15 protein-coding genes are annotated in these 13,632 nt (G+C 61.3%); 10 read left to right on the plus strand and 5 right to left on the minus strand.

Annotation, left to right across the window (positions count from 1 at the left end; genetic code table 11):
- Positions 1–34: 34 nt before the first annotated feature.
- The 3 genes from FHW37_RS13430 to FHW37_RS13440 all read right to left on the minus strand — a co-directional run bounded on the left by FHW37_RS13430 (position 35) and on the right by FHW37_RS13440 (position 2,657).
- The gene (locus tag FHW37_RS13430; protein ID WP_145637252.1) at positions 35–1,279 is read right to left on the minus strand and encodes an RNA polymerase sigma factor; all 1,245 of its coding nucleotides are present in this window, start codon (positions 1,277–1,279) and stop codon (positions 35–37) included.
- Positions 1,276–1,704, minus strand: a complete 429-nt coding sequence (locus tag FHW37_RS13435) for a YciI family protein (RefSeq protein WP_145637255.1) — start codon at positions 1,702–1,704, stop codon at positions 1,276–1,278. Before FHW37_RS13435 ends, FHW37_RS13430 begins: the two co-directional genes overlap by 4 nt.
- 77 nt (positions 1,705–1,781) lie before the next feature.
- Complete coding sequence (locus FHW37_RS13440) at positions 1,782–2,657, minus strand: helix-turn-helix domain-containing protein (protein WP_145637257.1); 876 nt, start codon at positions 2,655–2,657, stop codon at positions 1,782–1,784.
- A 158-nt stretch (positions 2,658–2,815) separates the two neighbouring features.
- On the opposite strand from FHW37_RS13440, the gene FHW37_RS13445 reads away from it, so the two are divergent.
- The 8 genes from FHW37_RS13445 (at position 2,816) to FHW37_RS13480 (ending at position 8,122) form a co-directional block, all read left to right on the plus strand.
- Positions 2,816–3,655, plus strand: a complete 840-nt coding sequence (locus tag FHW37_RS13445) for an N-acyl homoserine lactonase family protein (RefSeq protein ID WP_145637260.1) — start codon at positions 2,816–2,818, stop codon at positions 3,653–3,655.
- A 129-nt stretch (positions 3,656–3,784) separates the two neighbouring features.
- The gene (locus tag FHW37_RS13450) at positions 3,785–4,492 is read left to right on the plus strand and encodes a glutathione S-transferase N-terminal domain-containing protein (protein ID WP_145637263.1); all 708 of its coding nucleotides are present in this window, start codon (positions 3,785–3,787) and stop codon (positions 4,490–4,492) included.
- A 51-nt stretch (positions 4,493–4,543) separates the two neighbouring features.
- Entirely contained in the window at positions 4,544–4,999 is a 456-nt protein-coding gene (locus tag FHW37_RS13455) for a GFA family protein (RefSeq protein WP_145637266.1), read from the plus strand.
- Between the two features lie 133 nt (positions 5,000–5,132).
- Positions 5,133–5,564, plus strand: coding sequence for a VOC family protein (locus tag FHW37_RS13460; RefSeq protein ID WP_145637269.1), 432 nt, complete (start codon positions 5,133–5,135; stop codon positions 5,562–5,564).
- 167 nt (positions 5,565–5,731) lie between these two features.
- Complete coding sequence (locus FHW37_RS13465) at positions 5,732–6,283, plus strand: SH3 domain-containing protein (RefSeq protein WP_186458247.1); 552 nt, start codon at positions 5,732–5,734, stop codon at positions 6,281–6,283.
- Positions 6,284–6,344: 61 nt separating this feature from the next.
- On the plus strand, positions 6,345–6,773 hold the full coding sequence (locus FHW37_RS13470) for a putative toxin-antitoxin system toxin component, PIN family (protein WP_145637274.1): 429 nt from the start codon (positions 6,345–6,347) through the stop codon (positions 6,771–6,773).
- Positions 6,774–6,778: 5 nt separating this feature from the next.
- The gene (locus tag FHW37_RS13475; protein WP_145637276.1) at positions 6,779–7,057 is read left to right on the plus strand and encodes a hypothetical protein; all 279 of its coding nucleotides are present in this window, start codon (positions 6,779–6,781) and stop codon (positions 7,055–7,057) included.
- A 138-nt stretch (positions 7,058–7,195) separates the two neighbouring features.
- The gene (locus FHW37_RS13480) at positions 7,196–8,122 is read left to right on the plus strand and encodes a bestrophin family protein (protein WP_145637279.1); all 927 of its coding nucleotides are present in this window, start codon (positions 7,196–7,198) and stop codon (positions 8,120–8,122) included.
- 29 nt (positions 8,123–8,151) lie between these two features.
- Here FHW37_RS13480 and FHW37_RS13485 read toward each other — a convergent pair whose 3' ends face one another.
- Entirely contained in the window at positions 8,152–9,426 is a 1,275-nt protein-coding gene (locus FHW37_RS13485; RefSeq protein ID WP_246690763.1) for a D-alanyl-D-alanine carboxypeptidase, read from the minus strand.
- Positions 9,427–9,799: 373 nt separating this feature from the next.
- Complete coding sequence (gene glpK / locus FHW37_RS13490; RefSeq protein ID WP_145637282.1) at positions 9,800–11,293, minus strand: glycerol kinase GlpK; 1,494 nt, start codon at positions 11,291–11,293, stop codon at positions 9,800–9,802.
- Positions 11,294–11,526: 233 nt separating this feature from the next.
- Here glpK and FHW37_RS13495 point away from each other — a divergent pair, with 233 nt between their 5' ends.
- Positions 11,527–12,408, plus strand: a complete 882-nt coding sequence (locus tag FHW37_RS13495; RefSeq protein ID WP_145637285.1) for a GGDEF domain-containing protein — start codon at positions 11,527–11,529, stop codon at positions 12,406–12,408.
- A gap of 370 nt (positions 12,409–12,778) precedes the next feature.
- Entirely contained in the window at positions 12,779–13,555 is a 777-nt protein-coding gene (locus tag FHW37_RS13500) for a 3-hydroxybutyrate dehydrogenase (RefSeq protein WP_145637288.1), read from the plus strand.
- Positions 13,556–13,632 lie beyond the last annotated feature (77 nt).

Genomic DNA, 13,632 nt, shown 5'->3' on the forward strand with positions numbered 1-13,632 from the left:
AAACGGTCGGCGCAAGCGCCTTCGGCCCGCCCCGTTAAAGCCTTTCCAGCTGCATGCGCACATGCGCAGCCTCGGCCGGAGAATTGGCAAGCGCGATCGCCCGACCAAAGGCGTCGCGCGCTTTGTCCCTCGCCCCCGTCTGCATCAGAAAATTGCCGCGCACGCCGTGGAAGTAAAAATATCCGTCGAGCTTTTCGACAAGCGGCTCGATCAGTTCCAGCGCAGCCTGCGGCCCTTTCAGCTTCGATAGCGCGACCGCCTTGTTGAGCGTCACCACCGGCGAAGGCGAAAGTTTTTCCAGAAGCTCGTAAAGCAGCGTGATCTCGCCCCAGTCGGTCTCTTCAGCCCGGTCGGCGCGGGCATGCAGGGCGGAAATCGCCGCCTGCACCTGATAGGGACCGGGCCGGCGGTGGCGGATCGCCTTGTCGAGCATGGCAAGCGCTTCCGAAATCAGCCTTCTGTCCCAGCGCGACCGGTCCTGGTCTTCGAGAAGCACGATCTGCCCCTCACCGTCGAACCGCGCGCCGGCCCGCGAATGCTGCAAAAGCATCAGGGCAAACAGGCCCATGATCTCCGGTTCGGCGGGAAAGATGCGCAACAGGATGCGGACAAGCCGGATCGCCTCGCCACAAAGCGCGGCACTGTCGGCATTCGTCGCTCCGGCCGAATAACCTTCGTTGAAGACAAGATAGATCATCGCCGCGACCGTCTTCAGCCGCTCGGCGCGTTCTGCCGCATCCGGCGCCTCGAAGGGCACGGCGCCCTCTCCGCTTTGTGCCTTGGCAACCCGCGCTTTGGCCCGGGTGATGCGCTGCTCCATGGCGCTTTCCGAGACCAGAAAGGCACGCGCGATCTGGGCGACCGAAAGCCCCGATACAATTCTCAGCGCCAGCGCGATCTGCTGCGTATTGGGCAGGTCCGGATGGCAGCAGATGAAGAGCAGCCGCAGAATGTCGTCGCGGTAATGGGAATTGTCGAGCCGCTCGGCAATATCGGCTTCCGCATCGGAGAGATAGGAAAAGGCGGCCTCTTCCGGTAGCGGTTCGTTTTTCGCCCGTTTGCGGATCTGGTCGACGCCGCTATTGCGCCCGACAAAGATCAGCCAGGCGGCGGGATCGCGCGGCGGGCCCTTGTCCGGCCAGCTGCGGATGGCGCGCAGGCAGGCCTCCTGAAACGCCTCTTCTGCCGTATCCAGATCGCGGAAATAACGCAAAAGCGCGCCCAGAACCTGCGGCCGCGCCGCCATCAGCGCAAGTTCGATATGGGCAAGATCGGTCATGAGGTTTCAGCCTTCCGATCCCCCGTCTCATCTCCTTGACCGACCGTCACCTCGCCCGGATGAAAGACGTAAAAGGGCCGGATCTCGTAGGAAGACGAACCGGGATTGACCGCCGAAAGCTCTTTCGAAAACGCGACGGCATCGTCGAGACTGTCGAATTCCGCCGTGTAGAAACCGAGCAGCACTTCCTTGGTTTCGGCAAAAGGCCCGTCCAGCACCAGCGGCTCCTGTCCCGCTGAACCCTGGCCCTTTCGGACCGTGGTTGCCGCCGTCGTCGGCATCAGCCGCCCGGTCGGCCCGAGCCTGCCGGCCTTGGCGAGCGGCTCCTGCACCGCATAAAGCTTTTCCATGACGGCCGCCTCTTCCTCCTTGGACCAGGCGAAGACGGTTTCCTCATGGGCATAACACAGGATGGCATACAGCATTCGTCTCTCCTTCTCCGTTTGAAGACGAAGACGTTAACGCAGAACCGACAGGCTGCAGCAGATTTTTTAGAAAGGGCCTAGCTCCGTCCGGTCGGGCTTGTGCCAAAACTCTCGCGGAAACGGCGCGAGAAATGCGAGCGCGAGGCATAACCGGCCGCTTCCGCGGCGGCGATGGCCGAGGCGCCGGAAGCGATCGCATGGCGGCCGGCCTTCAGCCGCTCGCGGCGCAGGATGGCCCGGAACGACGTGCCTTCGGCCGAAAGCCTGCGCCGCAGCGTCGAGGCGCCGATCGCAAGCTCCTCCGCCACATCCGACACGCTCCAGCTTTCCGAGGGTGCCGTGGCGATCAGCCAGGCGACTTCTTCCGACAGGCTCAGGCGATAAAGCGCCCGGGCCTGCGGCAAAGGCCGCATCAGCGCCAGAACTTCCGTCAGCCTGAGCTTCTTGATCGTTTCGCTGACATTGGCATCGGCAATGGTCGAGGCGGCATGGCAGAGCACCTCGACGAGATCTTCGCTCAGTGGAACGGGCGCAAAACCCGTCTCGCCGGCCTCGCGGCGCTCACTTGCGGAAAGCGGCGCAATCCCCTCGGGCAGGTCCTTCACGTCGAGACGCAAAGCCGCATAAATGCCGGCACCGTCGTCAGGCGCATTAACGACATCCATCTGCACTCCGGCCGGCAGGACGAAGACGGAGCCCGCCGGAAACGACTGTTCCCGATCGCCGAGCCAGACATCCTTCTGGCCGTAAAGCACGATGCAGATCATCGGGCAGTCGAGCTCGAATGCTGTCACCCGCTCGCGATCAAAACAGCAATAGGCAAAAAGCTGGCCGCCATAGGGATGCATGCCGACTTCGGTCCGGCCCCTCACCATCGGCCGCAGCCGCTCGAGCAGGCGGCGCCCGAAATCGGAGGAAACATCAAGGAGGCGTTCGCGGATCATCAGGTTCATGGGGCGACTATAGCGCGACCGCCCTTAAGAAAAACAGCCCAGTGAGCGTTTCGGGCTCAAACCGGCAAGAATCCGGCACGGATGGCCTCCGAGCAAAGGGCAAAAGAGGCGTGACTTCAAAAAGCGATCTTCTTCGATCCTCAAAGACAGGAAACATCATGAAAACCCTCGCCTCCCTCCTCGCCTTCGGTGCCACGATACTGGCGCTCTCCAGCCCCGCCAAGGCTGCCACCGATCTCGAACTCTGGCGCCTCGACTGCGGTGATGTCGTCGTCAAGGACATGTCGACCTTTTCCGACACGTTTGCCTTTGCCGGCAAGACGGCCTCGCTGACCGACAGCTGCTATGTCATCCGCCACGGCAGCGATTACCTGCTCTGGGACACCGGCCTGCCGGCAGCTCTCGTCGGCAAGCCGATCGATACGACGGCTGCCATCGGCGTAACGCTGAAGACCGATATTCCGACACAGCTGAAACAGATCGGCATCAAGCCGGAACAGATCGGCATTGTCGGCGTCAGCCACAATCATTTCGACCATCTCGGCCAGGCCACGACCTTCTCCGCCGCGACCCTGATGATCGGCGCGGCCGACTGGCAGACCTTTCATGACAAGCCGCTGCCCTTCGCCGTCGTGCCGGATCTGGTCAAACCCTGGCTGGACGGTAAGGGCAAGCTCGACCTGGTCACCGGCGACCGCGACATTTTTGGCGACGGTTCGGTGATGATGCTGGCCATGCCCGGCCATACCAAGGGCGAGACGGCGCTGCTGGTCAAACTTGAAAAGACCGGGCCGGTCCTGCTCTCCGGCGACGTCGTGCATTTCGAGGACAATCTCGCCACCCATGGCATGCCCGGTTTCAACGACAACCGCGCCGATACGCTCGCCTCGATGGAGCGGCTGGAAAAGATCGCCTCGACGCTGAATGCGACACTCGTCATCCAGCACGACCCGACCCATGTCAGCCGCCTGCCGACCTTTCCGGCAAGCGCGAAGTGAGGCCGATTTTCCGCCGATAGCCACCCTGCATCATCCGCAATGCGGAACGCAGCGTTCATGACATCGTCACTGGCGCCTCGGGCGCCGGTGACTATATTCCCGGGATCAATTCGAGACCGAGGAAATCCGATGACCGATCTCTCCGCCTTCCCGATCACCACGAAATGGCCGGCCCAGAACCCCGACATCCTGCAGCTTTATTCGACGCCGACGCCGAACGGCGTGAAAGTGTCGATCATGCTGGAGGAAACCGGCCTCGCCTATGAGCCGCATTTCATCAATATCGGCGCCGACGAGACCTGGGGGCCGGAATATCTGGCGCTCAATCCGAACGGAAAGATCCCCGCTATCCTCGATCCGAACGGCCCGGATGGCAAACCTCTGGCGCTGTTCGAATCCGGCGCGATCCTGATCTATCTCGCCGAAAAGACCGGCAAGTTTCTTCCCGCCGATGCGGCCGGCCGTTACGAGGCGATCCAGTGGGTGATGTTCCAGATGGGCGGGCTCGGACCGATGTTCGGCCAGCTCGGTTTCTTCCACAAATTCGCCGGCAAGGATTTCGAGGACAAGCGCCCGCGCGACCGTTACGCCAAGGAAAGCGCAAGGCTCATCCGCGTCCTCGAAACCCGCCTCGAAGGCCGCGACTGGGTGATGGGGAACGACTATACGATCGCCGACATCTCCATGCTCGGCTGGGTGCGCAACCTGATCGGCTTTTACGGCGCCGGCGAACTGATTGCCTATGACGAGCTGAAGAACGTGCCGAAATGGCTGGAACGGGGGCTTGCGCGCCCGGCTGTGCAGCGCGGGCTGGAGATTCCCAAACGCCCGGCCTGATTTTGTGAACCCCTGCCCTATCTCCTCGGTGTAACCCGAGGAGATAGTTTTATGCCCATGCCCGCCCTGCCGCTCGAAGGTTCCTGCCGTTGCGGCGATGTGCGCCTGAAGATCAGCGCGCAGCCAATGCTGACCATGGCCTGCCATTGCCGCGGCTGTCAGAAGATGAGCGCTTCGGCTTTTTCCTGCTCGGCTGCGATCCCGGCCCAAGGTTTCGAGGTGATGTCCGGCGAACCCGTAATCGGTGGCGCCCATGGCGACGACACGCACCATTATCATTGCCCGCGTTGCAAGAGCTGGCTGTTTACGAAGCCCGTCGGCATAGACTGGTTCGTCAATGTCCGGCCGACCATGTTCGATGACGTCTCGTGGTTTTCTCCCTTCATCGAGACTTTCACGTCGGAAAAGTTTTCGTGGGCGCAAACGGGAGCAGCCCACAGTTTCGAAGCCTTTCCGCCGATGGAGGCTTATGAAGGCCTGACGAAGGAGTTTTCCACGCAGGGCTGAACGGGAGCAGCAGCAACCTTCCGCATTGCCTGATATTTTTTCAGCCTGCCTGTCGGAATGCCGGCTGCGGCCGCGTCCTTGGGTCAGTCGAAGCCGATCGGGCCGATGCCGAATGATCGAAGGAGGAGTTTTTATGGACGAGAGGACCAATGCCGAAAACACCCAGGCTGCCCTGCCACCCGTCAAGGGCGGTGTCGTGGCTTACCTGCAGGTGGATGGCGCGATGAAGGCGGCCGAAGTCTACAAAAAGGCGCTTGGCGCCGAGCTCGCCGGTGCCCATCCGCCGGATGAGCAGGGCCGCACCATGCATGTGCATCTTTATATCAACGGCTCTTCGGTCATGCTGGGGGATGCTTATCCGGATCACGGTTACCCGCTGGAAAAGCCCCAGGCCTTCACGATGATGCTGCCGGTGACCGATATCGACACCTGGTGGAAACGCGCGGTCGATGCCGGTTTCACCGTCGTCACGGATCTGCAGGTCATGTTCTGGGGCGATCGTTATGGCCAGCTGCGTGATCCCTTCGGCGTCATCTGGGCCATGAACGAACCGGTCAAGGCCTGACGACATCGGCCTGGCCGAGGGTGGATCCAGCATCACCCGATCGTGACGCCTGAGTGATCCCCGCCCATGCCTGCCGGCGCGCAAAATTAACCCGTCGGTAACCACCGACACCGTCAATGTCGCCGGCCGGTCCAAAAAATGCCGGCCGCGCGATATCGGGACGGTGCATGAACAGCAAAAGACTTATCCCCCTTCTCCTGACAGCAGCAGCCGTCCTGTTGCCTTTCGCGGCAGGCAGCGCACCGCAGGCAGCGCCAGCCTTCAATCACGACTGGAAGAAGGGCCGCGAAACCGGCTTTCCCATTCCCCGCTTCGTTTCGCTGAAAGCGGCCAAGGCGCATATGCGCGTCGGCCCTTCGCTCGATTATGCCACGTCCTACGTCTATTCGGCCCGGGGCCTGCCGCTCGAGATTACCGAGGAATACGGCCATTGGCGGCGCGTGCGCGACGAGGACGGCTCGACTGGCTGGATGTTCGCGCCGCTCCTCTCCTCGCGCCGCACGGCCGTCGTCGGCCCCTGGCACAAAAAGCCGGTCAACCTGCGCGCCGATCCCTCTTCCGATGCCCGCACGGTGGCAAAACTTGCCGCAAAGGTTCGGCTTGACCTTTCGCATTGTGACGGCGACTGGTGCCGCGCCGCCCTGCAGGACCGGCGCCTCACCGGCTTCGTTCGTCAAATCGATCTCTGGGGCGTCTATCCGGGCGAAACCTTCGACTGAGGCAGTCCCCCGAACTACACACAGGCTTGACATGATATCGCATGTGATATCATCGTAAGTCATGATCGTTGTTGATGCTAACGTTATGGTGTCAGCTCTGCGCTCGTCAAAAGGAGCGTCGCATCTTCTGTTGCGGAAAATGCTGGTCGGCGAGGTCGCTTTTGCTCTCTCACCTGCCATAGCTGTCGAATACGAAGACGTGCTGAAACGTCCGGGCATGCTCGGCGACACTCCGTGGATCAGCAACGAGGAGATCGACACTGTGCTGGATGCCGTTATCAGCCGGGCCATGCTTGTCTCTCCACGGTTTCGGTTCAGGCCATTTTTGGACGATCCCAAGGTCGATATTTACATCGAGTTTGCATTGGCGGCGGGGGCTACGCTCATCGTCAGCAACGATCGGCATTTTCGGCATCCAGCCGTCGAAGCGTTCGGCCTATCCGTCATGAAGGCTGGTGAGTTTTTGGCAGAACGGGAGAAAAGGAGATAATCGGAATGAGCACCTACCCTCTCAGAATAGCGGACCATGTCATGGAAGAGGCGAAACAGGCAGCGGCAGAAGACAACGTGTCGCTGAACCAGCTGCTCTCGGCTTTCATCGCAGATGGCATCGGCCATCGGCGTGCCATCCTTGGCCTGAAGAAGCGGGCAGCGGCGGGGAATGTCGATGCAGCTCTTAGCATTCTGGATCGCACGCCCGATGCCGAACCGGCTGCCGGCGATGAGCTGATCGAAGCGCGAGACGCATCCAGCCCTAGCCGCAAAAGCCTTTGAAGCGTCCAATCCGCCCCTCGCTTCAAAATGCCGCGGGGCGTCTTTCAGAATGGGGCTCAGAATCGGCACGTTTCCTGCGTTAGCAAGAGGTGGGCGAATCCCCGTCCGTCAAAACACCCCATCTCTCCCGAGCCCGTCATGATAGTCCGTCCCCGCCCGTCGCTCCTGCGTCTCTTCTTCGTGATGCAGGGGTCAATCATTCCGCGCATCCTGCCCCAGATCCTTTTTGTCCTCTGTGTGTCGGCCCTTGTCGTCTGGGCCCATCACGATATTCCTGCCATCGTCCCCGGTTCGCTCGGCGCGCCTTTCGCGCTGCTCGGCATCGCCATCTCGATCTTTCTCGGTTTCCGCAACAGTGCCTGTTACGACCGCTGGTGGGAGGCGCGAAAGAACTGGGGCCAGATCATCTATGCCGCCCGCGGTTTCGGCCGCCAGGCAGAAATCCTGCCGGCCATGCATGGCGAGGAAGGAAAGGCCGCGCGCCGGCAATTGAGCGAGCTGATCATCGCCCTGCCGCATGTGCTGGTCACCTATCTGCGCCCGGCCGACAGGTCGGAGGCGAAGCTGACTTTTCTGCCGGAAGACCTGCGCCGCTCGCTCGACACGGCCAATAATCCGCCCGACCTGCTGTTGCGCAGGATTGCCCAAAAACTCGCCGAACTGCGCGCCAGGGATCGCCTGACGGATATCCAGTGGCAGGCGCTGGACAATTCGGTCCAGACCATGGGCATTGCGATCGCCAATTGCGAAAGACTGCGTTTCACCCCGCTTCCCTTCGCCTACACGCTGCTTGTCCATCGCACAGCGCATCTCTTCTGTTTCCTGCTGCCTTTCGGCTTTTCGGATCTGCTCGGCTGGGGCACGCCGCTGGTGGCAGCGCTGATCGCCTATACGTTCTTCGGCCTCGATGCGCTTGGCGACGAGCTGGAAGAACCGTTCGGCACCGGACCGAACGATCTAGCGATCGGCGCGCTTGCTGCCGTCATCGAACGTGACATGCGGGAATCACTCGGCGAAACGAACCTGCCGCCCCTGCCGCAGCCAGTGAATTACGTCCTGAACTGATCTCTTTTGAAGGACGGCGTCGTGCGGCTTCAGCGCACGACGTTGCAGGCGAGCGATTTCTGCTGCAGGGTCGCGCAGGCCGAATTGGCAGCTTCCTCGCTGGCAAAGCCGACGAACCGGGCGCGAAAATATTCGCGTCCGCCATTCTTGTAACCCTCGACGCTCGGCGCAACCTTGCCGAAATCGGCAGACAGCATCGGCAGCGCCTTTTCCAGCATGTCGGACGCCTGTTTGGCGCTGCCGGCAGCGGCAATCTGCACACTCCACGCACTCGGCGCCGCAGGCTTCGGCTGCGGCATGGCATAAAGATTGGCGATGGCGCCGCGCGGCGTCGCACCACCGGAAGCCGTGGCGATGGTGATTTCCTTGCGCGGTGCGGCATAGGAAAGCGTCTTCGGCCCTTCACCTGCCCGCTTTTCCGTCTCGACCACGGCGCTCGGCGTCGGCACCGGAACCACCTTGTTGGCGGAAGCGACCAGCGCATTGGCGCCCGCGCCGCCATTCGGCTGCGTATACTGGTCGAGCAGTGCCGCCATCTGGTCGTCGCGCTTGCGGGCGCTCTTGCCGCCCATCACGACGCCGATATAACGCTTGCCATTGACCACGACGGCGCTGGCAATGTTGTAGCCCGATGCGTTGACGAAACCGGTCTTGACCCCATCCATACCCGGATAACGGTACATCAGGTTGTTGTGGCCACGCACGCGACGGCCACGAAACTCGAAATTGCGCATCGAGAAGATCTGGTATTCGTTCGGAAAGTCGCGGATCAGCGCCAGCGCCAGGACAGCCATGTCGCGCGCCGTCGTCACCTGCGCATCGTCCGGCAGGCCGGATGCGTTGCGGAAGACGGTGCTGTTCATGCCGAGCGAGCGTGCCTTTGCCGTCATCAGCTCGGCGAAATGCTCTTCCGTGCCGCCGAGATAATCGCCCATCGTCGCGGCAGCATCATTGGCGGAACGGATTGCCATGCCGTAAACGGCCTCGCGCACGGTGATCGGCAGGCCGGCCTTGACGCCAAGTTTCGAGGGGATTTTCGAGGCGGCATTGGGGGTCATGACGATCTGCTGTTCCCAGCTGAGACGCCCTGCCCGGATCGCCTCGAAGGTCATGTAAAGCGTCATCATCTTGGTCAGCGATGCCGGATGATTGAGTGTGTCGGCACTCTCCGATGCGAGAATCTTGCCGCTCGTCACATCATAGATGAAATGCGCATATCCTGCCTGAGCGCCCGTCCCCGTCGCCGCAAAACCGGCAGCCGACAGAGCAAGAAAATAAAGGACGCGCACCAGACGAAACATCATTCACCCTCATGGAAAATCGGCGCGAGCATAGAGCACACATGCTGGTGTGAAAATGACGTCACGCGTTTTTAAGTGGATTTTTGTGGAACAGATACGCGGGACGGGACAATTTACACGCAGGAAGAGCGGCGAAAGCCTTCAAATATCGGCAACCATACAGTGCGCAAACTTTGTTCAATTTCGGCGTGGCTGCGGGCTCCGAATGATCGCCCCCTTGAGGGGGAGATGTCACGAAGTGACAGAGGGGGGGCAAGGCATCAGCAAATCAACAGTTAAGGTTCTGCGCGAAAACACCCCCCTCTGCCCTGCCGGGCATCTCCCCCACAAGGGGGGAGATCCGCTGGCGGCACGCTCACTGCCCATATCGACCGGCTCACCCCTTGGTCAGGGTCCGCCGCACCGCATCCTTCCAGCCCTTGATCTTCACCCGCCGCGTCTTCTCTTCCATTGCCGGTTCAAAACGCCGCTCGCGCGCCCAGCTCTTGGCAAACGTCTTCCGATCCGGCCAGACACCGGCCTTCGACCCTGCAAGCCAGGCAGCACCCAGCGCCGTCGTCTCCAGAATGGTCGGCCGGTCGACCGGGGCGTCGAGCAGATCGGAGAGCCGCTGCATCGTCCAGTCTGACACGACCATGCCGCCATCGACGCGCAGCACCGTTCCTTCGCCGGCATTTTTCCAGTCACGGTGCATCGCCTCGAGCAGGTCGCGCGTCTGGTAGCAGACGGCTTCCAGCGCCGCGCGGGCAAATTCCGCCGGGCCTGTCGCCCGTGTCAGGCCAAAAATCGCACCGCGGGCCTCGGCATCCCAATGCGGCGCGCCCATGCCGGTGAAGGCCGGCACCAGATAGACGTCCTGGTTCGGATCGGCCTGTCCGGCAAGGTCACCGCTCTTGGACGCCTTGTCGATCACCTTGATGCCGTCACGCAGCCATTGCACCGCGGCACCGGCAATGAAGATCGAACCTTCCAGCGCATAGGTCGTCTCGCCATCCAGCCGGTAAGCGATCGTCGTCAGCAGCCGGTTTTTCGACCGCACGATATCCTTGCCGATATTCAGCACCGCAAAGCAGCCGGTGCCATAGGTCGACTTGATCATGCCCGGTTCGAAACAGGCCTGGCCGATCGTCGCCGCCTGCTGGTCGCCAGCCACGCCGAGGATAGGGATCGCGGCGCCGAAATGTGCCTCGTCGCAAATGCCGAAATCATCGGCGCAGTCCTTCACTTCCGGCAGCATGACCGCCGGAATATCGAGTATGTCGAGAAGATCCTCGTCCCAGCGGTTTTTCGAAATATTGTAGATCAGCGTGCGGGATGCATTGGTCGCATCGGTGACGAAACTTTTGCCACCCGTCAGCCGCCAGATCAGAAACGTGTCGATCGTTCCGAAGCAGAGTTCGCCCTTCGCAGCCCGCTTTTTTGCGCCTTTGACGTTGGAAAGCAGCCAGGACAGTTTCGTGCCGGAAAAATACGGATCGAGCAGAAGACCGGTCTTTTTGGAAAACTGCTTTTCCAGCCCTCGGGCCTTCAGCTTTTCGCAGAAGGATGCGGTGCGGCGGTCCTGCCAGACGATGGCATTGTGGATCGGCTTGCCGCTGTCGCGCTCCCAGACGACAGCCGTCTCGCGCTGGTTGGTAATGCCGATCGCGGCAATCTGCGAAGCTTCAAGCCCCGCTTCCTTCAGCGCCTTGCGGACGGTCCACAGAACACTGTCCCAGATTTGCTCCGGATCATGCTCCACCCAGCCAGAGCGCGGAAAAATCTGTGGAAATTCCTTCTGGCCGCTGCCGGCCACCTGCATGTTTCCATCAAACACGATCGCCCGCGTCGAGGTCGTTCCCTGGTCGATCGCCAGGATGTAACCCGCCATGCTGTCCTCCCTCACCATTTGCGCGTTAAAAACGGTTTGAGCAGATGCGCCACGCAGCGTCAAACCGGAAGTGACGATGCAAAGGCGCGCGACCATTTCGTGGCCGGCAGGACTTATCCACAATGACCGGGATCTTTGCCGGGATGTTCGCATTTGAATGAATTCGTTAAGATCTCCTTTGCGCCACCCGCCTAGCTTCGGGACGCCTTAATTAGTCAAGCAAGGAGTTCGGAATGATTCCGACTGTTCGGGTGAACTCGTGGGCCATAAGCCGGTCCCTCACTGCGCAAATCTTTGTCATCTGCTTTGTTTCCATTCACGTCCCTCTTATTGCCGTGATTACATCGCTTGCCGCCGGTTTCGATGCAGAGCCGGTGACGCTTCTCCTTTTGATGCTTGCCGCGACATTGCTCGGCACCATCGCCTGCCTGTCCAGCCTCTGGGTCCTGCTGCGCCCGTTGCGGGGCCTCACCACGGCCATCCGCATGTACCGTGCCGAAGGAAAACCGGTACGCATGCAGCTGAAACGCCAGGACGAGATCGGCCTGCTGGCCAATGCCGTCACCGCCATGGTGGCCGAGGTCGAAAATCTGATGCAAAAGCTGCGCCGCCAGGCGATGACCGACCCGCTGACCGGGCTCGGAAACCGCCGCTGGCTCAACGAACGCGTGTCCCAGGAGCGCGCGCGCGCCGAACGTCAGGTCGAGCCGCTGTCGGTCATCACCTTCGACCTCGACCATTTCAAGTCGATCAACGACCGCTACGGCCATGACACCGGCGACGCCGTCATTGTTGCCACCGGTCAGCTGGTGAGCGGCGCCCTGCGCGCCTACGATCTGGCCGCCCGCATCGGCGGCGAGGAATTCTGCATCATCCTGCCGAAAACCCGGCAGGCGGAAGCGGCGATCATGGCCGAAAGGCTGCGGACCATCCTCGAAAGCACACTCGTGCCTCCCCTGCGCCAGGGCCGCCTCACCGCCAGCTTCGGCGTCTACGAGGCAAGATCCGGCGAAAGCCTGCAGGAGATGCTGGCGATTTCGGACAAGGCGCTCTACGAGGCCAAACGCTCCGGCCGCAATTGCGTCCGGCAAGCCGGCGTGAAGACGGAGGCGTGAAACCTCCATACTTCCGGGTACCATAGTTTTGGCATCAGAGCGCGCGGCATACCAATCTCCCCCCCTTGTGGGGGAGATGCCCGGCAGGGCAGAGGGGGTATCCCACGCGCGATCTTTCATCGTTGAATTTGTCGAGGCGGCGCTCCCCCCCCTCTGTCAGCTTTCGCTGACATCTCCCCCACAAAGGGGGAGATTATCGGGAGCCCTCAGCACCCTCCAAATCCAGATTTCTCGGCACCACACCGTCGCTAACGCCGTTCGCCCGATAATGCTGTCTCAACCGGTGCCCAACGATTGCAACCCTCCCCGGTTTGGGCATAACCTCCATCACAAGCGGCGCAGACAGGACGCCGTGGTCAGGGAGGTCCATATGCCAAGAACCGTCGTCGTCACCGGCTCCACCAGCGGCATCGGGCTTGGTGTCGCGCATGCCTTTGCCGCCGAAGGCGCCAATGTCATTATCAACGGTTTTGGTCCGGCCGATGCGATCGAACAGACGCGGCGCGAACTTGACGGGCTCGGCTCCGGCACGGTGCTCTACCATCCCGCCGACATGACGAAACCGGACGAGATCGCCGACCTGATCGCAACGGCAGCGGAAAAATTCGGTACGGTGGATGTTCTCGTCAACAATGCCGGCATCCAGCATGTGGCACGAATCGAGGATTTTCCGCCGGAAAAATGGGACCAGCTGATCGCCATTCTTCTTTCGTCTGCTTTCCACACGATGCGCCACACGATCCCTCTGATGAAAAAAGCGGGCAAGGGCCGCATCATCAACATCGCTTCTGCCCACGGCCTCGTCGCCTCGCCGTTCAAATCCGCCTATGTGGCGGCCAAGCACGGCATTATGGGCCTGACCAAGACGGCGGCGCTGGAACTGGCCGAGGACAATATCACCGTCAACGCCATCTGCCCCGGTTATGTGCTGACGCCGCTGGTCGAAAGACAGATCCCCGACACCGCCCGCGAGCGCGGCATTTCCGAGGCCGAGGTCAAGTCCGAAGTGATGCTGCGGCTGCAGGCGACCAAGGAATTCGTTGCGATCGAGGAAGTGGCGGCAACGGCGATCTATCTCGCCAGCGATGCGGCAAGGAGCATTACCGGCACGCATATCTCGGTCGACGGCGGCTGGACGGCGCAGTAGCCTTTTCCCTCATTCCTGTGACAAGCACAGGAATGAGGTTACGATATGCAACCCGCAACAAGCCATTCGCGGCAATC

The sequence above is a fragment of the Neorhizobium alkalisoli genome (assembly GCF_007829835.1).
Lineage (GTDB): Bacteria > Pseudomonadota > Alphaproteobacteria > Rhizobiales > Rhizobiaceae > Neorhizobium.